Genomic DNA, 20398 nt, shown 5'->3' with positions numbered 1-20398 from the left:
ACATCGGGGCAGGGCGAAGACCGTGCCTTTCAGTCAAGATAAAGGCGCTGCACCGGCTGCGCCGATGATCACAATATCGAGGTAAAACGATGCAAGTTTCCGTCGAAACGACACAAGGCCTGGAGCGCCGCCTGACCATCACTGTGCCGGCCAACACCATCGACAGCGCCGTAGAAGCCGGCCTGCGTGAAGAGGCCAAACGCGCCAAGGTCGACGGTTTCCGTAAGGGCAAGGTACCGGTCAGCGTCATCAAGAAGCGCTATGGCCAAGCCATCCGTAACGATGTGACCCAGCGCGTTGTCGAGCGTCACTTCATCGAAGCCATCGTCAAGGAAAAACTGAACCCGGCCGGCGCCCCCCGCTTCGCCGTGACCAAAGACGAAGACGGCAGCGATTTCGAGTTCACCGCCACCTTCGAAGTCTACCCCGAGGTAGAGCTGAAGGGCCTGGACACCGTTGAAGTCGAGAAGCCGGTTGTTGAAGTTACCGACGCCGATCTGGCCAAGATGCTGGAAACCCTGCAAAAGCAGCACGCCACCTGGAGCGATTCCGACAAGGCCGCAGCCAGTGGCGACCGTGTCACCATCGACTTCGTCGGCAGCATCGACGGTGAAGAGTTCGAAGGCGGCAAGGCCGAAGGCTTCCAGCTGGAGCTGGGCAAAGGCCGCATGATCCCCGGTTTCGAAGACGGCATCATCGGCAAGAAAGCAGGTGAAGAGCTGGTTTCCGAGGTGACCTTCCCCGAGGACTACCATGCCGAAAACCTTAAGGGCAAAGCCGCCAGCTTCGCCATCAAGGTAACCAAGGTTGAAGTCCAGGAGCTGCCCGAACTGACCGACGAGTTCGCTACCCGTTTCGGCGTGACCGAAGGTGGCATCGAAGCCCTGAAGGTCGAAGTGCGCAAGAACATGGAGCGTGAGCTCGGCAACGTGCTGCGCAACAAGATCAAGGACCAGGCCCTGAACGGTCTGATCAAGGCCAACGAAGTGGCGCTGCCCTCCGCCCTGGTCGACCAGGAAATCGACAACCTGCGTCGTCAGGCCCTGAGCCGCTTCGGTGGTAACGTCAACGCCAACAACCTGCCCGAGCTGCCGGCCGAACTGTTCGAAGAACAGGCCCGCCGCCGCGTCCAGGTTGGCCTGCTGCTGGGTGAAGTCATCAAGACTGAAGACATCAAGGTTGACGACGCCCGCGTCCAGACTCTGATTGAAAACCAAGCTTCTGCCTACGAAGATCCGGCTGAAGTGGTTAAGTACTTCAACGAGACCAAGGAAATGCTGGACCAGATGCGCAACCTGGCTCTGGAAGAGCAAGCCGTTGACGCCATCCTGGCCAAGGCCAAGGTGACCGAGAAGGCCGCCAGCTTTGATGAAATCATGAACAACGGCAACCAGGGCTAAGCCCGGTCCGTTGACTTAGCTGAACAAAGCGACGTTATAATGGCTCGAGCAACCCTCGAGCCATTTTCATTTCAGGAACATTAATGAAGCTCAACGCCGAGAACGACCCCATCAATGCCCTGGTGCCCATCGTCATAGAACAGACGGCTAGGGGTGAACGCTCCTTCGACATCTATTCTCGTCTGCTCAAGGAACGGGTGATCTTCCTGACCGGCCAGGTCGAGGATCACATGGCCAACCTGATCGTGGCCCAGTTGCTGTTCCTCGAAGCGGAAAACCCCGAGAAAGATATCCATATCTATATCAACTCCCCGGGCGGCTCCGTGACGGCCGGCATGGCCATCTACGACACCATGCAGTTCATCAAGGCCGACGTCAGCACCTTGTGCATAGGCCAGGCTGCTTCCATGGGCGCCTTCCTGCTGTCCGGCGGTGCCAAAGGCAAGCGCCACTGCCTGCCGAACGCCCGTGTGATGATCCACCAGCCCTTGGGCGGTTTCCAAGGCCAGGCCTCTGACATCGAGATCCATGCCCGTGAGATCCTCTTCATCAAGGATCGCCTGAACCGCCTGCTGGCCGAACACACCGGCCAGGATCTGGAAACCATAGCCCTGGATACCGACCGCGACCGTTTCATGACCGCCGAGCAGGCCATGGAATACGGCATCATCGACTCCGTGCTCAGCAACCGTTGAGCGATCCGGTAGTCCGGTCCTATCCTACAATGAAAGTGAAAGCCGGGCAGGCCAGGCCTGCACTGCATGAGGTAAGCAATGACTGAGAGCTCTAAAGGCGGTGGCGACGGTAAGCTGTTGTACTGCTCTTTCTGTGGCAAGAGCCAGCATGAGGTCCGGAAGCTGATCGCGGGGCCATCCGTCTTTATCTGCGATGAGTGCGTTGATCTGTGCAACGACATCATCCGTGAAGAGATAAAGGAAATCGCCCCGCGCCAGGCAAAGGACGCCCTGCCCACGCCCAAGGAGATCCGGGAACACCTGGACGACTTCGTGATCGGCCAGGAACACGCCAAGAAGGTGTTGTCCGTCGCCGTCTACAACCACTACAAGCGCCTGCGCAATCCCAGCCACGACGACGTCGAGCTGGGCAAGAGCAACATACTGCTGATAGGTCCCACCGGCTCAGGCAAGACATTGCTGGCCGAGACCCTGGCGCGCCTCTTGGACGTGCCCTTCACCATGGCCGACGCCACCACCTTGACCGAAGCCGGTTACGTGGGCGAGGACGTGGAGAACATCATCCAGAAGCTGCTGCAAAAATGCGACTATGATATCGACAAGGCCCAGCGCGGCATCGTCTACATCGACGAGATAGACAAGATCTCCCGCAAGTCCGACAACCCCTCCATCACCCGTGACGTCTCCGGGGAAGGGGTACAACAGGCCCTGCTCAAGCTTATCGAGGGCACCGTTGCTGCCGTACCGCCCCAGGGCGGACGCAAACATCCCCAGCAGGAGTTCCTGCAGGTGGACACCTCCAAGATCCTCTTCATCTGTGGCGGCGCCTTCGCCGGCCTCGACAAGATAGTGGATGCCCGTACCGCGACCTCCAAAGGGATTGGTTTCGGTGCCGAGGTCAGGGGTGACAAGGACAAGGCCTCCATCTCCGAGCTGTTCCGCAAGGTCGAGCCCGAGGATCTGGTCAAGTTCGGCCTGATCCCCGAGTTCATCGGCCGTCTGCCGGTGGTGGCCACCCTGGACGAGTTGGACGAGTCTGCCCTGGTGCAGATCCTGTCCGAGCCCAAGAATGCCCTTACCAAGCAGTACCAGGCCTTGTTCAGCCTGGAAGGTTCCGAGCTGGAGTTCCGCGAGGACGCCCTCAAGGCCATCGCCAAGAAGGCCATGGAACGCAAAACCGGGGCCCGTGGCCTGCGCTCCATCGTCGAAGGGGTGTTGCTGGACACCATGTATGAGCTGCCCAGCCTCGACAACGTCGACAAGGTGGTGGTGGATGAAGCCGTTATCCGCGGCGAGTCCAAACCCATCCTCATCTACCGCTCGGAAGACAAGGTCGCGTCTTCCAACTAAAAAACGGGGCAGCAGCCCCGTTTTTTTTCTTGAAATTCGTCACACCCGTCCCCATCTTGAGCCTATCAGCCTCCCCCGGAGATCAGCATGACTCTCGAGCGTTCAGAACGCATCCAAATTCCCGTACTGCCACTGCGTGACGTGGTGGTTTATCCCTATATGGTGATCCCGCTGTTTGTTGGGCGCGACAAGTCGGTCAACTGCCTGGAAGCCGCCATGGCCCAGGACAAGCAGGTCTTCCTGGTGGCCCAGAAAGACGCCGAGCTGGACGATCCTGAACTGGACGACATCTACCCGGTCGGCACCGTTGCCACCATTCTGCAGATGCTCAAACTCCCCGACGGCACCGTCAAGGTGCTGGTGGAAGGGAACCAGCGTGCCCAGATCAACAGCCTGCAGACGGCCGACGACTACCTGCACGGCGAAGTCACCTTCCTGGCTTCTACTCCTATCGAGGAGCAGGAACAGGAAGTGCTGGTGCGCACGGCCATCAACCAGTTCGAGGGCTACATCAAGCTCAACAAGAAGATCCCGCCCGAGGTGCTCACCTCCCTGAGCGGTATCGATGAGCCGGCGCGCCTGGCCGACACCATGGCCGCCCACATGCCCATCAAGCTGGAAGACAAGCAGAAAGTGCTGGAGATCATCCCGGTCGGGGAGCGCATCGAGTACCTGCTGGGGTTGATGGAAAGCGAGATCGATCTGCTGCAGATCGAGAAGCGCATCCGCAACCGCGTCAAGAAGCAGATGGAGAAGAGCCAGCGCGAGTACTACCTCAACGAGCAGATGAAGGCCATCCAGAAAGAGCTGGGTGAGCTGGAGGAAACCCCCGACGAGTTCGAGGGCCTGCAGAAGAAGATAGACGAAGCCGGCATGCCCGAAGAGGTCAAGGCCAAGGCCACCGGTGAGCTGACCAAGCTGAAGATGATGTCACCCATGTCGGCAGAGGCCACAGTGGTGCGCTCCTACATCGACTGGCTGGTGTCCGTGCCTTGGTCCAAGAAGACCAAGGTCAAGAAGGATCTCGCCAAGGCCGAGGAAGTACTGAACTCTGACCACTACGGCCTGGAGAAGGTCAAGGAACGGATCCTCGAGTACCTGGCCGTACAGGCCCGCTCCAGCAAGCTCAAGGGCCCCATCCTCTGCCTGGTGGGCCCGCCGGGGGTCGGTAAGACCTCCCTGGGCCAGTCCATCGCCAAGGCGACGGGCCGCAAGTATGTGCGTGTGGCCCTGGGCGGCGTCAGGGACGAAGCCGAGATCCGCGGCCACCGCCGTACCTACATCGGCTCCATGCCCGGCAAGCTTATCCAGAAGATGGCCAAAGTCGGGGTGCGTAACCCGCTGTTCCTGCTGGATGAAATCGACAAGATGGCGTCCGACATGCGCGGCGACCCGGCTTCGGCGCTGCTGGAGGTACTGGATCCGGAGCAGAACGTCACTTTCTCCGATCACTACCTGGAAGTGGATTACGACCTGTCCGATGTCATGTTCGTAGCCACCTCCAACTCCATGAACATTCCCGGCCCCTTGCTGGACCGGATGGAGGTGATCCGCCTGTCCGGCTACACCGAGGACGAGAAGCTCAACATCGCCCGCAACCACCTGCTGCCCAAGCAGATAGGCCGTAACGGCCTCAAGAAGGGCGAGCTGGAGGTGGACGACAGTGCCATCGTCGGCATCATCCGTTACTACACCCGCGAAGCCGGGGTACGGAGCCTGGAGCGCGAGCTGTCCACCCTCTGCCGCAAGGCGGTCAAGAAGCTGTTGCTGGAGAAGGACACCAAGACGGTGCGCATCGACGGCGACAACCTCCACGATTACCTGGGGGTACAGCGCTTCGATTACGGCCGTGCCGACGAAGAGAACCGCATTGGCCAGGTCACTGGCCTGGCCTGGACCGAAGTGGGCGGGGACCTCCTGACCATAGAGGCGGCCAGCGTGCCCGGTAAGGGCAAGCTCACCTATACCGGCTCCCTGGGTGATGTCATGAAGGAGTCAATACAGGCGGCCATGACAGTGGTCCGTTCCCGTGCCGAGAAGCTGCGCATCAACAGCGACTTCCACGAGAAGCGGGACATCCACATCCACGTGCCGGAAGGGGCCACGCCCAAGGATGGTCCTTCAGCCGGTATCGCCATGTGTACCGCCCTGGTTTCCAGCCTCACCGGCAATCCGGTGCGGGCCGATGTGGCCATGACAGGGGAGATCACACTGCGCGGCGAGGTGCTGCGCATCGGTGGCCTCAAGGAGAAGCTGCTGGCGGCCCACAGGGGCGGTATCAAGCATGTGCTGATCCCCTATGAGAACGAAAGGGACCTCGAAGAGATCCCGGAAAACGTCAAAGCGGCGCTCACTATCCATCCTGTGAAATGGATTGATGAAGTGTTAAAACTGGCCTTGGCCGAGGATCCGGCGGGCTTTTCGCCACAATCTGCGGCATGAAGGTGACTTTTTGCGTTAGAGGGCTTTCCAGCGGCGACCGCTCTGGTATAGCCTAGGCGAGGTCGCTAGTCTGGAGGGCCTGTTCTGCCGGGGTTTGCCGACGTGGAATACATACTTTTGTATGCTTGCACTGGGCAAACAGGCTTGATATAAAAACCTCCGCTAGGCCGCAGTTTCTGGGAGATCTTAACTGCGGAGCAAAAATAACAATTGAAGGGGATGATATTGTGAATAAGTCACAACTGATCGATAAAATTGCTGCAGGTGCTGACATTTCCAAAGCCGCTGCCGCTCGTGCACTGGATGCTTTCACTGACGCCGTAACTGAGTCCCTGAAAGACGGCGATTCTGTTGCTCTGGTAGGTTTCGGTACTTTCACCGTTCGTGAGCGCGCTGCCCGTTCTGGCCGCAACCCTCAGACCGGTGCAACCATCGACATCGCTGCTGCCAAAATCCCGTCCTTCAAGGCCGGTAAAGCACTGAAAGACTCCGTCAACTAAGACGCCTTACCCGGGCACGACGGTAGGGTCCATGACCCTGATGTGCCCAGGAATATGAGGAGTGGTAGTTCAGTCGGTTAGAATACCGGCCTGTCACGCCGGGGGTCGCGGGTTCGAGTCCCGTCCACTCCGCCAAAACCAAAGGGCGCATCATGAGAGTGATGCGCTTTTTTCATATAAGAGAGATAACAGCAAATGATGGAACAGATCCGGGAAGGGTCACAGAACTGGGTGGTGAAAATCATCCTTGGGTTCATCATCCTTTCCTTCGCCCTGACTGGTGTTTATTCCTACCTCAGAGGCGGGCCGCATGGCAACGCAGCAGCCGAGGTCAATGGTCAATCCATCAGCCGGGTTGAGCTGGAGCGTGCCTACCAGAACGAACGTGCCCGCATGGAAGCCCAGAGCGGTGACATGTTCAAGCAGCTCTCCGGCAACGACGCCTTCATGCAGCAGCTGCGCAAAGGCGCCCTGGAACAACTGGTCAACCAACACCTGGTGGCCGACGCCATCAGCGACATGGGGCTGCGGGTTTCCGACAGCCAGGTCAAGGACGCCATCCTTGGCTACGACGCCTTCAAGATCGACGGCAAGTTCGACAACGACCGCTACCTGGCCGTGCTGCGCAACCAGGGGCTGACCCCCAGCAAATTCTCCGAGATGGTCCGTGTCGACCTGGCCCGCCAGCAGTTCGTCGACGGCGTCATCTCCTCCACCATAGTGCTGCCTGAAGAGGCCAAGACCCTTTACGCCGCCAGCCGCCAGACCCGCGACATCCAGGTCGCTACCGTCAAGGCTGCCGACTTCGTGGGCAAGGTCCAGGTCAGCGACGACGAGATCAAGGCACGCTACGACAGCCAGCCCCAGGGCTACATGGCCCCGGAGCAGGTAGCCATCGACTACCTGGAACTGTCCGAGAAGGCCCTGGAGCCGTCCGTCACCGTTTCCGACCAGGAGATCAGTGACTACTACAAGGACAACGCCAACCAGTTCAAGCGTCCCGAGAAGCGCCGTTCTTCCCACATCCTGTTCACCGGTAAGGACGCCGAGGCCAAGGCCGCCGCTGCGTTGAAGGAGATCCAGGGCGGCAAGGACTTTGCCGATGTGGCCAAGGCCGAATCCCAAGACACCTTCAGTGCCACCAAGGGCGGTGACCTGGGCTGGAACGAGCAAGGCGTACTGGACCCCGGTTTCGACAAGGCCCTCTTCGCCATCGCCAAAGAAGGTGACGTCGCTGGCCCCGTGAAGTCCGCCTTCGGTTACCACCTCATCAAACTGACCGGCATCCAGGCCGGCGAGACCAAGTCCCTGGACGAGGTCAAAGCTGAGATCAAGGCCCAGCTGACCAAGAAGGCTGCCGAGGATCTCTTCTACAAGAAGCAGGACGAACTGGAGCGCCTGGCCTTCGAGAACCCGGACAGCCTGGTTGACGCCGCCAAGGCCGTTGGCCTGGAAGTCAAGCACCTGCCCCTGTTCGCCCGTGCCAAGGCGCCGGCGGCCTTGAACTATCCCAAGGTGCTGGATGCCGCCTTCTCCGAGAGCGTCAAGCTGGACAAGGTCAACTCCGAAGTCATCGAAGCCGGCCCCGAGCACGTCTTCGTGGTTCGCGCCAGCGACTTCAAGGACGCCCACCGCAAGTCCCTGGACGAGGTGAAGGCCGAGATCCAAGCCAGCCTGCAAGGCGAGAAAGCCAAGGCCAAGGCCGAAGCGACCGCCCAGGCCCTGCTGGACAAGCTCAACGCCAAGGAAGATGTCACCGCCTGGCTGACCGAGAATGGCCTCAAGTTCGAGACCTTTGACGGCGTCAATCGCAACGACACCAAGGTGGCCCCGGCCGTCGGCCGCAGCGCCTTCAGCCAGCAGCCCGGTGGCCGTGAGCTGGTGAGCCTGGCCGACGGCGACAGCGCCGTGGTAGAGGTCAAGGCCGTCCACGCCTATGAGCCCAAGGCCGAGGACCAGCCGGTCATCGACATGTGGCAGAAGCGCTTGGCCCAGCAAAGGGAAGGGGATGCCAACCGCCAGTTCATCGATGCCCTGCGCAAGACGGCGGATATCAAGGTCTTCAACACCGATAAAGGTTGATGAAAAACCCCGGCTTGCCGGGGTTTTTTCTTAGGAGAACGGATGAGTAGAAAATGGCTGTTGCTGGCCCTGCTGTTGGCCGGTTGTGGCGACGACAGTGCCAGGGTGTCCCTGGGCTGGTTCACTACCAAGGACGTGGTGGTCAGGGGCTTTGTGGATCCCAAGATCCCCGGTGTGACCTGCCACGTGGCCCACGTGGAAGCGGACCTGGATTTTGCCGATCCGTCGGACATGTCCATCGCCTGCCGTCAGACGGGGCCCATCGACAAGACCATGCTGGCCCACATAGATAGGTCCAAGTCCGGTGAGCTGGTGTTCAAGGAATCCCTGTCGGTGCTCTTCAAATCCCTCAAGGTGCGCCGGATCTGGGATGCGGAAACCCAGACCCTCATCTACCTCTCCTACTCCACCAAGGAGACACAAGGCAGCCATCACCACGCTATCTCGACTGTGCCGCTCTATGGCACTGCAGCATGGACGGCGCCGAGCTAAGGTATCGTCAGCCGATAAAAAAGGCCGCTCAACGCGGCCTTTTCTTTTTATAGCTGGCTAAGGCGCCGGGCTGCCTCTTTCAAGGTGTCGTCTTCCTTGGCGAAGCAGAGGCGGATCAGGCGCTGGCCGGCCGGCGGCTCGGCGTAGAAAACGCTGACCGGGATGGCGGCGACGCCGATGTCCTTGACCAGGCGCTGGCAGAAGCTCAGGTCGTCCTCGTCCGAGATGGCGCTGTAATCGAGCAGCTGGAAGTAGGTGCCGTCGCAGGGCAGCAGCTTGAAGCGGCTGCCGGCCAGGAGATCCCGCAGCAGGTCCCTTTTCTGGCGGTAGAAGCCGGCCAGGGTGAAGGTCTCTTCGGGCAGGGCCTTGAGGTGCTCGGCCATGGCGGCCTGCAGCGGCGTGGCGGTGCAGAAGGTCACGAACTGGTGCACCTTGCGCAGCTCAGCGCTGAGGGCAGCAGGCGCCACCACATAGCCCAGCTTCCAGCCGGTCAGGTGGAAGCTCTTGCCGAAGGAGGACACCACTAAGGCGCGGTCACGCAGCTGGGAGTGCTTGTGGACGCTCACGGCCGTTTCGCCGAAATGGATGAACTCGTAGACCTCGTCCGAGATCAGGTAGCAGTCCTGGCTCTTGATGGCCTGCCAGAGGGCTGCCAGGTCCTGCTCCTGCCAGCAGCTGCCGGTGGGGTTGTGGGGGCTGTTGATGATGACGAGGCGGGTCTTGGGGCCGAGCACTGCCTCGAAGGCCTGCCAGTCGGGGCGGAAGTCCGGCGCCGTCAGGGCCAGGCGCCGCCAGACACCGCCGGCCAGCAGCACAGCCGGCTCGTAGAGGTCGTAGGCTGGGTCGAACAGCACCACTTCGTCACCGGGGCGCACCAGGGCCGCTATGGCGTCGAAGATGGCCTCGGAGGCGCCGCTGGTGACCGTCACCTCCAGGTTGGCATCCACAGTCCTGCCGTAGTGTTGGCTGATCAGCCCCGCTATGGCCTCCCGCAAGGCCGGCAAGCCGGTCATGGGGGCATATTGGTTGTTGCCTAGGGTGATGGCCGTGGCGGCCCTGTCCAGCAGCCGCTGGTCGGGGGCGAAGTCGGGGAAGCCCTGTGACAGGTTCAAGGCGCCGAATTCTGCGGCCAGGGCCGACATCTGGGTGAAGATGGTGGTGCCCACCAAGGGCAGCTTGGAAGCGAGGGTCAAGGTGAGGCCTCTTCAGAAAAGCGTTTGGCGACAGGGTAGCAGAATGCTAGGATTTGGCAACTTAGACGTCTATCTATCCAAACGGAGCGCTTTTATGTCCCAAGGGGGACTCACCCAAAGCCTGCTGCGCTATTGCAACCAGGCGGCCGCCCGCCATTGGCTGCCCGCTACCGGTGGCAATCTCTCTGTCCGCATCGCTGCCGATCGCTGCCTTATCACCGCCTCCGGGGTCGACAAGGCCAGCCTCACCGAAAACGATCTGGTCACCGTGGATCTGCAAGGCAAGGTCGTCGCTGGTCCCAAGCCCTCCGCCGAGACCTTGGTGCACTGCGCCCTCTATGGCAGCGACCCTGCCATCCAGGCCGTTTTCCACACCCATTCGGTGGCCGCCACTGTGCTGTCCCGCAAGGTGGAAGGGGATACCCTCTGGCTGGAAGGCTTCGAGATGCAAAAGGCCATCCGCGGCGTCACCGACCACCTGGCTCCCCTGGGCATCGCCTGTTTTGACAATACCCAGGACATGCCTGCCTTGGCCGAGCAGATCCGCAGCCGCTACCAGGCCAAGCCCTTTGTGGGCGGTCTGCTGCTCAAGGGCCATGGCCTCTACGCCTTCGGCCAAAGCCCGGAGGAGGCCTGGCGCCACCTCGAGGGGCTGGAATTCCTGCTGCAATGCGAATGGGAGCTACGCCGATGATCAAAGCCGTTGTGATGGATGTGGAAGGCACCACCACCGATATCGCCTTCGTGCATAAGGTGCTCTTCCCCTATGCCAGGACACGCCTGGCCGCCTTTATCGAGGAGCAGGGCGATACGCCGGCGGTGGCCGAGATCCTGAGGGCGGTCAGCCTTGAGGCCGGCCTTGCCGAGGACGACAGGGCAGGGCAGTTGGCGGCGCTTATCCGCTGGATAGACGAAGACAAGAAGGTCACACCCCTCAAGGCCCTGCAGGGGCTCATCTGGCGCTGCGGCTACGAGGCCGGCGACTTCACCGGCCATGTCTATCCTGAAGTGGCCCCCGTGCTCGAGGCATGGCGCAGGCGGGGGCTGCGCCTGGCCGTCTATTCCTCAGGTTCGGTGGAGGCCCAGCAGCTGCTGTTCGGTTATTCCGACGCCGGCGATCTGCAGGGGCTCTTCGAGGCCAACTTTGACACCCGCATCGGCCACAAGCGGGAGCAGGGCAGCTACGACAACATCGCCAAGGCCCTGGCCCTGCCGGCTGAGGCCATTCTGTTCCTGTCCGACATCAAGGAGGAGCTGGCCGCCGCCAAGCTGGCGGGTTTTAAGGTCTGCCAACTGGTCAGGCCCGGTACCCAGGCCGCCGAGGGCTATCCTCAGGCTCATGATTTCAAGGAGATAAACCCATGACCACCTTGCGCCTCTGCGACGAGCAGGGTACCGAGCTGGCGCTGCTCACCGAGCGTGCCGACATCGCCGCCACCCTGGCGGAACAGGGCATCGATTACCAGTACCTGCCCACCCGACCCCTTGCCGACCTCAGTCCAGGCGCCGTGCTGGAGTGCTACCAGGACGCCATAGCCCAGTGGCAGCAGCAGGGCGGCTACCAGAGCGTGGACGTGGTGTCCCTGCAGCCGGACAACCCCAATGCGGCCGAGCTGCGTAAGAAGTTCCTCGACGAGCATATCCACGCCGAAGACGAGGTGCGCTTCTTCGCCGCCGGCAGCGGCATCTTCTACCTGCACCTGGGGGACAGGGTCCATGCCCTGACCTGCACCCAGGGGGACTACCTGTCGGTGCCGGCCGGCACCAGGCATTGGTTTGACATGGGCCGCGAGCCTTACTTCGTGGCCGTGCGCCTCTTCACCAACCCCGATGGCTGGGTGGCCCAGCATACGGGAGACAAGGTGGCGGCGAACTTTATCGCGGCCTGAAAAAAAGGCGCCTCAGGGCGCCTTTTTATGGGGTTGTCTTGGCTCAGCGGCAGTACTGGGCCGTCTCTACGACGGCGACCACCTTGGCGCTACTGCCCTTGGGCAGCACCAGCTCGGTGGGGCCCACTTCAGAGGCGCCGGCGTTGTAGTTGTAGGTGTAGCCAAGGCGGGTCCAGGGGAAGCCCTTTTCCTGGTAGGAGGCGGCGGTCTGGCCGGCGAACCAGGCCCTGTAGGCGGGGCTGACGTCCTTGGGAAAATCCGGGCCGCACTGGCTCTGATCCAGGCTGGGGTTGGCGCAGGGCCGGAACAGCTCCTCCCTGTCCACTTCCAGGGTCACGAAGCTGCGCTGCTCGCCGGCCACCACCGGCAGGCCCAGCAGCCGTTGGGTCTGGGCCGTCTTGTCCTGGTAGCCCTTGCAGAAGCCTCTGACGGCCCCATCCAGTGTTACCCAGGTTTCGCCCCAGCTGAGCTGCACATCCTGGCCAGTAGGAAAGCTCGCCGGGTATTTGCTCCAAGTCACCACCAACACCTTGCCCTGGGGTATGGGGGCCAGTGGCATGGCTTCTCCCGGCTCTATGACGGCGGCGTCCGCAATGGCGGCCTGGTAGCCGTCTTGGGGGGAGGATTGGAGGTTGGCGCAGGCCCCCAGCAGCAGGGCCAGGGGCAGGATGAGTCCTTTCATCTGTTGTCCTCTTCAGGAGTGGTGGAAGGCGGCCGCTTCGGTGATGAGGCCGCGATCTGTGACCCAGCCGCTGATAAGCGTCGCCGGGGTCACGTCAAAGCCTGGATTGTAGGTGGTGGTGCCTTGTGGCGCCAGCTGCCTGTCGCCAAGCTGGCAGATCTCCTCGGCACTGCGCTCCTCTATTGGGATGGCATGGCCGCCGGGGCAGGCGGGGTCGACCGTGGTCCAGGGGGCCGCCACATAGAAGGGCACCCCGTAGTGCCTGGCCAGCACGGCCAGCATCAGGGTGCCCACCTTGTTGGCGGTGTCGCCGTTGGCGGCGATACGGTCGGCCCCCACCAGCACCAAATCCACCTGGCCGCTGGCAAAGAGGCTGGCGGCGGCGCTGTCCACCTGCAGCCGATGAGCCACCCCGGCCTGTTGCAGCTCATAGGCGGTGAGCCTGGCACCCTGCCAAAGGGGACGGGTCTCGTCCACCCAGACGAAGGGCGTAAGGCCTGCTTCCTGGGCGCGGGTGATGATGCCAAGCGCGGTGCCGCGCCCGGCCGTGGGCAGGCCGCCGGTGTTGCAGTGGGTGAGGATCCGGGCCCCGTTTTTAACCAGCGGCAGGCCGGCCTCGGCGATCTTGTCGCAGAGCTGCACGTCCTCGTCGAAGAGGGCCAGGGCCATGGCTTCCACCTCGGCGGCGCCCTGGTCCAACACAGGATTGATGCGGTCGAGCAGGTTCATCAGGTTGACCGCCGTGGGGCGGCTTTCCCGCAGCGCCTGGCTGGCTATCTTGAGGGCCGGCGCTGGCTCACCTTTCCTCGCCAAGACCGCCAGGTAGAGGACGGCCGCGATGCCGATAAGGGGGGCGCCGCGGATGGCCAGGCTCTGGATGAGCTGGACCAGGTGCTCGGTGCTTTCCACTGCTACCCAGAGGCGCTCGGCAGGCAGGGCGCGCTGATCGAGGATGCTGAGCTGGCCGTCGTCATAGCGAAGGGCGGTGGCGGTTCTTTGGGTCATGGGCGCTGGCTGTCGGTGAAAAAAGGCATTTTGCCATTCTTACGGCAAGAGGTGTAGACGTCTAAACGTTTTTGCGTTTAAATTTCCAGACGTTCATTTTCCAGGTCCATGCCATGCCTTACCAGACCTTCGACAGCGCCGCTGCCATCGCTTTCGCCCAGTCCCGGGGCTTCCTGCCCCAGCACGCCGAAGTCAGCTGTACCGAGATAGGGGACGGTAACCTCAACCTGGTGTTCCACCTGCGCGCCGAAGGAAGGGGCCTTATCGTCAAGCAGGCGCTGCCCTATGTACGCTGCGTAGGTGAATCCTGGCCTTTGACATTGGACAGGGCCCGCATCGAGGCCGAGACCCTGCTGGCCCACGCCAAGGTGGCCGAGCCCTTCGTGGTCAAGGTGCTGGATTTCGACCCCGAGCTTTACGCCATGGTGCAGGAAGACTTGTCGCACCTGGTGCTGCTGCGCCGGCGGCTGATCGAAGGGGAGCGGGTGGATGGCTTGTCGGCGGATCTGGCCGATTACCTGGCCCAAAGCCTTTACGCCTATTCGGATTTCGCCCTGGCCGGCAAGGAAAAGAAAGCCCTGGTCAGCCAGTTCAGCAACCCTGAGCTTTGCCAGATCACCGAAGATCTCTTCTTTACCGACCCCTTCCGCGAGCACGAGCGCAACGACATCTTCCCCGCCACCCGGCCCCTGGCCGAAGAACTGTGGCAGGACGTGATGCTGCTGGATGCGGTGGCCGAGCTCAAAGCCCGTTTCCTGTCCTGCCCCCAGGCCCTGCTGCACGGCGATGTGCACTCCGGTTCCGTGTTCTCGGGCCCGGGGGAGCTCAAGGTCATCGACGCCGAGTTCGGCTTCTTCGGCCCCATGGGCTTTGACGTCGGTTCGGTGATTGGCAACCTGCTGCTGGCCTGGTGCCGCCACAAGTGCCTCGGCAACCAGGACTACGCCGACTGGCTGGAAGAGGAATGCATCAACTTCTGGCAGCATTTCGAAGACCGCTTCAAGACGCTACTGGCCGGCACCGAGGATCTGGCCCTGGCCAGCGAGGGCTACCAGAGCCGCTTCATCAACCAGGTCCAAAAGGACGCCCTGGGCTATGCCGGCTGCGAGCTTATCCGCCGCACCCTGGGGCTGGCCCATGTGGCGGACATCGCCAGCCTGGAAGGCGGGCAGCGGACCGAGGCCGAGAAACGGGCCCTGGCCCTTGGCCGCAGCCTGATCCTGGCCAGCCAGGGGACTTGCGATATCGGCCTGGTGCGGCGCCTGCTGCACCCCAGCCCTGTCCGCTTCGCCGCATGAAAAAGGGCCGCTGTTGCGGCCCTTTTCAATAGCCCAGCAGGTTTTGGGCCATCAACATGCGCTTGGTGACTTCGTGTTTGGGCTCCCGGAACACCTGCTCCGTCGGGCCCCGTTCCACCACTTCGCCGTGGTGCATCACCAGCACGTAGTCGGAGATGTGCCGCACTATGCCCATATTGTGGGACACGAACACGTAGCCCAGCTGCTGCTTGCGCTGCTCCTCCAAGAGGAAGTTGAGGATCTGGCCGCGCAGGGAGACGTCCAGGGCCGCCAGGGCTTCGTCGCAGATGAGGATCTTGGGGTTGAGGATCAGCGCCCTGGCCAGGGCCACCCGCTGCTTCTGGCCGCCGGAGATCATGTGCGGGTAGTAGTCGGCGTGTTCGGCCAGCAGCCCCACCCGGATCAGGGTGGCTTCCACCTTGGCCAGGCGCTGGGCCGGGGTCAGCTCGGTGTTGAGCTTCAAGGGCTCTTCCAGCTGGCGCCCTATGGTCACCCTGGGGTTCAGGGAGGTGGAGGGGTCTTGGAAGATCATGCGGATGGTGCGGCAGGACTGGGCTGAATGCAGGGCCAGGGGCTCGCCGTCCAGCTTCACCACGCCGGTGCTGGGCACTTCGGCCCCCACCAGCAGCTTGGCGACAGTGGTCTTGCCCGAACCCGTCTCCCCTACGATGGCCAAGGTCTTGCCTGCCTCCAGACTGAAGCTGAGCGGCGCCACGGCCTGGATCTCTTCTTTTCGGAACAGGCCGCTGCGTTTGATATAGGTCTTGGACAGGCCTTCCACTTCCAACAAGGGCACGCTCAGTCCTCCATGTTGATGGGAAAGTGGCAGGCGAAACGGTGGCCCTTGAGGTCCTTGACCAGGGGTTTTTCCACGCACTTACGCTGGGCCCTGGGGCAGCGTGGCCCCAGGCGGCAGCCGATGGGCAGGTGCTGCAGCGGCGGTATGGCCCCCGGCAAGGTGTGCAGCCGGCACTTGTGGTCGAGGCCTTCCTCGAAGTGGGGCACGGAGCGCAGCAGCGCCTCCGTATAGGGATGGTGGGGCCGCGCCAGTATGCTTTGGGTGGGGCCGGCTTCCACCGTCTGGCCTGAATACATGACGGTGATGCTGTGGCTCCACTTGATGATGGACTCCAGATCATGGGTGATCAGCAGCACCGACATGTTGCCGAGCTGGTTGAGTTTGGCCAGCAGGCTGAAGATCCGTGCCTCGGTGGTGGCCTCCATCTGGGCCGTGGGTTCGTCGGCGATCAGCAGCTTGGGGCCGCTGGCGATGGCCATGGCGATCATCACCTTCTGGCAGAGGCCTTCCGACAGCTCGTGGGGGTAGCTGGCCAGCACCCGCTTGTGCTGGGTGATGCCGACCCTGTGCAGCAGCGCCTTGGCCTCGGCCGCACGCCAGCGGTGCCTGGCCAGCAGGTTCCAGTAGGGGTAGGGGCACTGGTGGTGGGGCAGCACTTCAACGAGCTGTTCGGCGACGGTGAGCATGGGGTCCAGGCAGCTCATGGGTTCCTGGAAGATGAAACCCAGTTCCCGGCCTATGAGTTCACGCCTGTCGTCTATGGGCAGGTCCGACAGTTCCACCCCTTTCCAGTGCATGCGGTCGGCATGGACATGCCAGCTCTCGCTCTGCAGCCCGAGTATGGCCTTGGCCACCAGGGATTTGCCGGAGCCGGATTCCCCCACCAGCCCCTGTATTTCCCCCTCGTTGATGAGGAGGTTGACCTTTTCCACCGCCTGCACCCGGCCCTGGGGGGTCTCCAGCTCTATGGTCAGGTTGCGGATATCCAGCAAGGCACTCATTTACTGCTCCAGGCGCTCGCTCAGGGCCTGACGAAGGCCGTCGCCGATGAGGTTCACAGCCACCATTGTCGTCAGTATGGCAAGGCCAGGCAAGGTCACCGTCCAGGGGGCCAGGTAGGCCAGATCGGTGGCGCCGGCCAGCATGGCGCCCCATTCCGGCAAGGGGGCCTGGGCCCCCAGGTTCAAAAAGCCGAGGGCGCTGATGTCCAGCACCGCTGCCGACAGCCCCAGGGCGAACTGGTGCACTATGGCGTCGGCCACGTTGGGCAGTATCACGTCCCACAGCAGCCGGAAGCGGCCGGCGCCGTCCATGCGTGCCGCCACCACATATTCCTTTTCCATCTCCGAGGCCACGGCGTCATGGGTGGCGCGGATGAACTGGGGTACCAGGGCCAGCCAGACTGCCAGCAGGGCGGCAGACAGACCCGGGCCCTGGATGGCCACCAGGGTGATGGCCAGAAGCACCGAAGGGATGGACAACAGGGTGTCCAGGAAATGGTGAAGAATGGAGCCTTGCAGGCCCTTCAAGGTGCCTGAAATGGCCCCCAGCACAACGCCGATGAGGGCGGCGGCCAGCACCACCAGCAGTGCCGAGCCAAAGGTATAGCGGGCGCCGTAAAGCAGGCGGGACAGCAGATCCCGGCCCAGATCGTCGGTGCCGATGAAGAAATCCACATGGCCAGCCTGGGCCCAGGACGGCGGCACCAGCAGGGCATCGGGGTGCTGGGCATCGGGGTTGTAGGGGGCCAGGTAGGGGCCTATCAGGGTCGCCACCAGTAACCCCAGCATCAGGTAAAAGCCGACCATGGCCAGGGGGCTCTTGCGAAAAGCCCGCCAGGTCTGGATCAGGGGCGAGGGGATGCGCTCGTCGGCGTAGAGGTTAGGGCTCAGCATGGAGACGCTTCCGGTGTAGGGGATCCAGGGCGGTAAAGATGATGTCGGTCAGCACGCTGACCAGGATCACGAAGCTGGACAGCAGCAGCAGGCAGCCCTGGATCGCGGGGAAATCCCGGGAATAGATGCTGTTGATAAGGTAGTTGCCGACCCCTGGCCAATTGAAGATGCTCTCGGTGATGATGGCGCCGGACAGCAGCGCCGCTATCTGCAGGCCAAGGATACGGCCCACCGGCACCAGGGCGTTATGCAGGCCGTGGCGGCGTACCACCTTCCACATCGACCAACCCCGGGCGCGGGCGGCGCGGATGTAGTTTTTCTTCAGCACTTCCCGAAGTGAGCTGCGGGTGAGGCGGGCCACCACGGCCGTGGGCACCGTGGCCAGCACCAGGGTGGGCATCACCAGGTGGGCCAGGGCATCGCGCATGGCCTCGAGACGATAGGGCACCTTGGAAAGCCAGATATCCACCAGCAGGAAGCCGGTCTTGGGCGGTATTTCATAGACCAGGCTCAGGCGCCCCGACACCGGCAGCCAGCCCAGCTTCAGGGAAAATACCAGTACCAGCAGCAGCGCCCACCAGTAGATGGGGATGGAGTAGCCCACCATGGCCAGGCCCTGCACCGCGTAGTCGGTGGCGGAGCGCTTGTACATGGCGGCGAAGGCGCCGGTGGGGATCCCTATGACCAGGGCCACCAGCATGGCGCTGAAGATGAGCTCCAAGGTGGCGGGCAGGGTGCGCATCAACACCCCCAGCACCGCCTCGCCGTTACTGAGCGAATAACCCCAGTCACCGCTGAATATGCGCTCCAGGTAATAGCCGAACTGCACCACCAGGCTGTCGTCCAGGTGGTAGTGGGCCCGCAGGGCCGCTATCTGGCCCGGGCCCAGGCCGTCGGTGTTGACCAGGTGGCTCAAGGCATCTCCAGGTCCCAGGTGGGTCAGGCTGAAGGCGACCAGGGCCAGCAGTACGAAGGTGATGATGAAGAGGTTGATGCGGCGCAGGGTGTAGGACAGCATCAGTCGGTCCTCCTCGCCTTGGCGAATCCGATGCCGCCGAAGGGGCGCAGCGTCACACCTTCAACATCGGCCTGGCTGGCCGAGAAGCGCAGGCCATGGGCCAGGGGCACCACCGGCATGGCTTCCTGCAGGTAGGCTTGGGCCTGCTGGTAGTAGACCTTGCGCTGAGCGCGGTCCTGCACCAGCAGTGCCTTGGTCAGCAGGGTGTCAAATTTGGGATCGCACCAGTTGGCCCTGTTGTTGCCGCCGGCCAGGGCCGCACAGGACAGGGTGGGGCTGAAGAAGTTGTCCGGATCGGTGTTGTCGGCGGACCAGCCGATCAGCACAGAGTCGTGTTCACCGTGGGCCAGGCGGCGGCGGAAGTTGGTCCAGTCGTAGGTGATGATGCGTACCTTGACCTTGATGGCGGCGAGATCCGATTGGATCAGCTCGGCCATCTTGCGGGCATTGGGGTTATAGGAGCGGGACACCGGCATGGCCCAGATGTCGAGGTTGAAGCCGTCTTGAAGCCCGGCTTTTTTCATCAGCTCCCTGGCCTTGTCCAGGTCCCTTTTCATGGGAGGGATCTTGTCGTTGTAGGCCCAGGAGCTTTCCGGCAGCAGGGTATTGGCGGCGGAGCCGGTACCGTAGAACACCGCCTGCATTATGGTGTTCTTGTCGATGGCCAGGGCCAGGGCGTGGCGCACGTCAGGGTTGTTGAGGGGCGGCCTTTCGGTGTTGAAGGCCCAGAAGCCGACGTTGAGGCCAGGGGTGGACTGCAACTTGAGGTTGGGGTGCTTCTTGATCTCCCCTATTTCTGAGGCCAGGGGCAGGCCTGTGACGTCACATTCGCCGGTGATGAGCTTGGCCAGGCGCCGGGAGCTGCGCTTGGTGATGTCGAAGATGAGGGGATTGACCGCCACCTTGCCGTCCCAGTAGTGAGGGTGGGCGTGGTAACGGATATAACTGTCTTTACGGTAGCTCTCGAAGACGAAGGGGCCTGTGCCTATGGGCTGGGTGTCGATACGCCCCGGCAGGCCCTGGGCCAGCAGCTGCTTGCCATATTCGGCGGAGAGGATCACCTCGTAGTCGGTGGCCAGGTTGGCCAGGAAGGAAGCGTCCGGCCTGTTCAGCACGAAGGTCACCTGGTGAGCGTTGTCCCGCACTATGTCGTGGAGCAGGCTACCCAGGCCCACGGCCTCGAAGAAGGGATATTCACCCCCCGACACCTTGTGGAAGGGGTCGTTCTTGTCCCACTGGCGGCGGAAGCTGAAGATGACGTCATCGGCATCGAAATCACGGCTGGGGGTGAAATAGGGGGTCTGGTGGAACTGCACCCCGCGGCGCAACTGGAAGCTGTAGCGCAGGCCATCCGGGCTCATTTCCCAGCTCACCGCCAGGCGGGGGATCACCTCGCCGGTCTTGGCGTCGATGTCGATGAGCTTGTCGTAAAGCTGGTTGGAGGTGGCGTCGACCGTGGTGCCCGAGGTCACCAACTGGGGATTGAAGGTCTCTGGGCTGCCTTCGGCGCAATAGACCAGGCCCTGGTGGGCCAGGCCCGATTTGCCGTCGGAGCAGGCCCCCAGCAGCAGTCCCAGTAACCCCAAGAGCAGGGTGCGATTAACCAGCATAAGCCATGCCGTGAGTCGATGTTAAAGAACAAGGGCGGCAAGATACCA

General features: G+C 62.3%; 19 protein-coding genes and 1 tRNA gene. 12 read left to right on the top strand and 8 right to left on the bottom strand.

Annotated elements, in window-relative coordinates; all coding sequences use genetic code 11:
* Positions 1-89: 89 nt before the first annotated feature.
* The 8 genes from tig to PVT67_RS10570 all read left to right on the top strand — a co-directional run bounded on the left by tig (position 90) and on the right by PVT67_RS10570 (position 8961).
* Positions 90-1400 (top strand): trigger factor, encoded by a 1311-nt coding sequence (tig, locus tag PVT67_RS10605; protein ID WP_301493531.1) that lies wholly within the window; start codon positions 90-92, stop codon positions 1398-1400.
* An 83-nt stretch (positions 1401-1483) separates the two neighbouring features.
* The gene (clpP, locus tag PVT67_RS10600; protein ID WP_301493529.1) at positions 1484-2095 is read left to right on the top strand and encodes an ATP-dependent Clp endopeptidase proteolytic subunit ClpP; all 612 of its coding nucleotides are present in this window, start codon (positions 1484-1486) and stop codon (positions 2093-2095) included.
* Between the two features lie 78 nt (positions 2096-2173).
* Positions 2174-3445 (top strand): ATP-dependent protease ATP-binding subunit ClpX, encoded by a 1272-nt coding sequence (gene clpX, locus PVT67_RS10595; RefSeq protein ID WP_301493527.1) that lies wholly within the window; start codon positions 2174-2176, stop codon positions 3443-3445.
* An 87-nt stretch (positions 3446-3532) separates the two neighbouring features.
* Complete coding sequence (gene lon, locus PVT67_RS10590) at positions 3533-5887, top strand: endopeptidase La (protein ID WP_301493525.1); 2355 nt, start codon at positions 3533-3535, stop codon at positions 5885-5887.
* 227 nt (positions 5888-6114) lie between these two features.
* On the top strand, positions 6115-6387 hold the full coding sequence (gene hupB / locus PVT67_RS10585) for a nucleoid-associated protein HU-beta (protein ID WP_301493524.1): 273 nt from the start codon (positions 6115-6117) through the stop codon (positions 6385-6387).
* A gap of 58 nt (positions 6388-6445) precedes the next feature.
* Positions 6446-6522, top strand: a tRNA-Asp gene (locus PVT67_RS10580).
* Between the two features lie 60 nt (positions 6523-6582).
* Complete coding sequence (locus tag PVT67_RS10575; RefSeq protein ID WP_301493523.1) at positions 6583-8469, top strand: SurA N-terminal domain-containing protein; 1887 nt, start codon at positions 6583-6585, stop codon at positions 8467-8469.
* A gap of 42 nt (positions 8470-8511) precedes the next feature.
* The gene (locus tag PVT67_RS10570; RefSeq protein WP_301493522.1) at positions 8512-8961 is read left to right on the top strand and encodes a CreA family protein; all 450 of its coding nucleotides are present in this window, start codon (positions 8512-8514) and stop codon (positions 8959-8961) included.
* Positions 8962-9008: 47 nt separating this feature from the next.
* On the opposite strand, the gene PVT67_RS10565 is transcribed toward PVT67_RS10570, so the two are convergent.
* The gene (locus PVT67_RS10565; RefSeq protein ID WP_301493520.1) at positions 9009-10154 is read right to left on the bottom strand and encodes a methionine aminotransferase; all 1146 of its coding nucleotides are present in this window, start codon (positions 10152-10154) and stop codon (positions 9009-9011) included.
* Between the two features lie 94 nt (positions 10155-10248).
* On the opposite strand from PVT67_RS10565, the gene PVT67_RS10560 reads away from it, so the two are divergent.
* The 3 genes from PVT67_RS10560 to PVT67_RS10550 are packed head-to-tail and all read left to right on the top strand — an operon-like array spanning position 10249 to position 12043.
* Positions 10249-10848: a methylthioribulose 1-phosphate dehydratase gene (locus tag PVT67_RS10560; protein WP_301493518.1), complete on the top strand. Its 600-nt coding sequence runs from the start codon at positions 10249-10251 to the stop codon at positions 10846-10848.
* Positions 10845-11519: an acireductone synthase gene (mtnC, locus tag PVT67_RS10555; RefSeq protein ID WP_301493516.1), complete on the top strand. Its 675-nt coding sequence runs from the start codon at positions 10845-10847 to the stop codon at positions 11517-11519. Before PVT67_RS10560 ends, mtnC begins: the two co-directional genes overlap by 4 nt.
* Positions 11516-12043: a 1,2-dihydroxy-3-keto-5-methylthiopentene dioxygenase gene (locus PVT67_RS10550; protein WP_301493514.1), complete on the top strand. Its 528-nt coding sequence runs from the start codon at positions 11516-11518 to the stop codon at positions 12041-12043. Before mtnC ends, PVT67_RS10550 begins: the two co-directional genes overlap by 4 nt.
* 43 nt (positions 12044-12086) lie before the next feature.
* Here the strand turns inward: PVT67_RS10550 and PVT67_RS10545 are convergent, their stop codons facing one another.
* Both PVT67_RS10545 and mtnA read right to left on the bottom strand, forming a co-directional pair.
* On the bottom strand, positions 12087-12725 hold the full coding sequence (locus tag PVT67_RS10545) for a hypothetical protein (RefSeq protein ID WP_301493512.1): 639 nt from the start codon (positions 12723-12725) through the stop codon (positions 12087-12089).
* Positions 12726-12737: 12 nt separating this feature from the next.
* Entirely contained in the window at positions 12738-13730 is a 993-nt protein-coding gene (gene mtnA, locus PVT67_RS10540; protein ID WP_301493510.1) for an S-methyl-5-thioribose-1-phosphate isomerase, read from the bottom strand.
* Between the two features lie 113 nt (positions 13731-13843).
* On the opposite strand from mtnA, the gene mtnK reads away from it, so the two are divergent.
* The gene (gene mtnK, locus PVT67_RS10535) at positions 13844-15028 is read left to right on the top strand and encodes an S-methyl-5-thioribose kinase (RefSeq protein WP_301493509.1); all 1185 of its coding nucleotides are present in this window, start codon (positions 13844-13846) and stop codon (positions 15026-15028) included.
* Positions 15029-15053: 25 nt separating this feature from the next.
* Here the strand turns inward: mtnK and PVT67_RS10530 are convergent, their stop codons facing one another.
* Genes PVT67_RS10530 through PVT67_RS10510 form a run of 5 tightly spaced genes read right to left on the bottom strand, consistent with a single transcriptional unit; the run spans position 15054 to position 20350 of the window.
* Positions 15054-15830 carry a peptide ABC transporter ATP-binding protein gene (locus PVT67_RS10530; RefSeq protein ID WP_301499684.1) on the bottom strand — a complete coding sequence of 259 codons (777 nt, stop codon included), beginning with the start codon at positions 15828-15830 and terminating at the stop codon, positions 15054-15056.
* On the bottom strand, positions 15827-16828 hold the full coding sequence (locus PVT67_RS10525; RefSeq protein ID WP_301493507.1) for a peptide ABC transporter ATP-binding protein: 1002 nt from the start codon (positions 16826-16828) through the stop codon (positions 15827-15829). The genes PVT67_RS10530 and PVT67_RS10525 overlap by 4 nt, the downstream gene beginning before the upstream one ends.
* On the bottom strand, positions 16829-17722 hold the full coding sequence (locus tag PVT67_RS10520; protein WP_301493505.1) for an ABC transporter permease subunit: 894 nt from the start codon (positions 17720-17722) through the stop codon (positions 16829-16831).
* The gene (locus tag PVT67_RS10515; RefSeq protein ID WP_301493504.1) at positions 17709-18740 is read right to left on the bottom strand and encodes an ABC transporter permease; all 1032 of its coding nucleotides are present in this window, start codon (positions 18738-18740) and stop codon (positions 17709-17711) included. The genes PVT67_RS10520 and PVT67_RS10515 overlap by 14 nt, the downstream gene beginning before the upstream one ends.
* A complete protein-coding gene (locus PVT67_RS10510; protein WP_301493503.1) occupies positions 18740-20350 on the bottom strand; it encodes an ABC transporter substrate-binding protein in 1611 nt (536 codons plus the stop codon). The genes PVT67_RS10515 and PVT67_RS10510 overlap by 1 nt, the downstream gene beginning before the upstream one ends.
* Positions 20351-20398 lie beyond the last annotated feature (48 nt).

The organism is Gallaecimonas kandeliae, from assembly GCF_030450055.1.
Classification (GTDB): Bacteria; Pseudomonadota; Gammaproteobacteria; order Enterobacterales; family Gallaecimonadaceae; genus Gallaecimonas; species Gallaecimonas kandeliae.
The sequence above is the reverse complement of the archived record's forward strand: the minus strand, read 5'-3'. Positions and strand labels throughout refer to the sequence as shown.

Excerpts from the sequence above, each read along its gene's own strand:
- clpX (WP_301493527.1), top strand. The coding sequence starts at position 2,174 with ATGACTGAGAGCTCTAAAGGCGGTGGCGACGGTAAGCTGTTGTACTGC.
- PVT67_RS10520 (WP_301493505.1), bottom strand. The coding sequence starts at position 17,722 with ATGCTGAGCCCTAACCTCTACGCCGACGAGCGCATCCCCTCGCCCCTG.
- mtnK (WP_301493509.1), top strand. The coding sequence starts at position 13,844 with ATGCCTTACCAGACCTTCGACAGCGCCGCTGCCATCGCTTTCGCCCAG.
- PVT67_RS10545 (WP_301493512.1), bottom strand. The coding sequence starts at position 12,725 with ATGAAAGGACTCATCCTGCCCCTGGCCCTGCTGCTGGGGGCCTGCGCC.
- PVT67_RS10560 (WP_301493518.1), top strand. The coding sequence starts at position 10,249 with ATGTCCCAAGGGGGACTCACCCAAAGCCTGCTGCGCTATTGCAACCAG.
- tig (WP_301493531.1), top strand. The coding sequence starts at position 90 with ATGCAAGTTTCCGTCGAAACGACACAAGGCCTGGAGCGCCGCCTGACC.
- mtnA (WP_301493510.1), bottom strand. The coding sequence starts at position 13,730 with ATGACCCAAAGAACCGCCACCGCCCTTCGCTATGACGACGGCCAGCTC.
- PVT67_RS10575 (WP_301493523.1), top strand. The coding sequence starts at position 6,583 with ATGATGGAACAGATCCGGGAAGGGTCACAGAACTGGGTGGTGAAAATC.
- PVT67_RS10515 (WP_301493504.1), bottom strand. The coding sequence starts at position 18,740 with ATGCTGTCCTACACCCTGCGCCGCATCAACCTCTTCATCATCACCTTC.
- PVT67_RS10570 (WP_301493522.1), top strand. The coding sequence starts at position 8,512 with ATGAGTAGAAAATGGCTGTTGCTGGCCCTGCTGTTGGCCGGTTGTGGC.
- PVT67_RS10550 (WP_301493514.1), top strand. The coding sequence starts at position 11,516 with ATGACCACCTTGCGCCTCTGCGACGAGCAGGGTACCGAGCTGGCGCTG.
- clpP (WP_301493529.1), top strand. The coding sequence starts at position 1,484 with ATGAAGCTCAACGCCGAGAACGACCCCATCAATGCCCTGGTGCCCATC.
- PVT67_RS10510 (WP_301493503.1), bottom strand. The coding sequence starts at position 20,350 with ATGCTGGTTAATCGCACCCTGCTCTTGGGGTTACTGGGACTGCTGCTG.
- lon (WP_301493525.1), top strand. The coding sequence starts at position 3,533 with ATGACTCTCGAGCGTTCAGAACGCATCCAAATTCCCGTACTGCCACTG.
- mtnC (WP_301493516.1), top strand. The coding sequence starts at position 10,845 with ATGATCAAAGCCGTTGTGATGGATGTGGAAGGCACCACCACCGATATC.
- PVT67_RS10525 (WP_301493507.1), bottom strand. The coding sequence starts at position 16,828 with ATGAGTGCCTTGCTGGATATCCGCAACCTGACCATAGAGCTGGAGACC.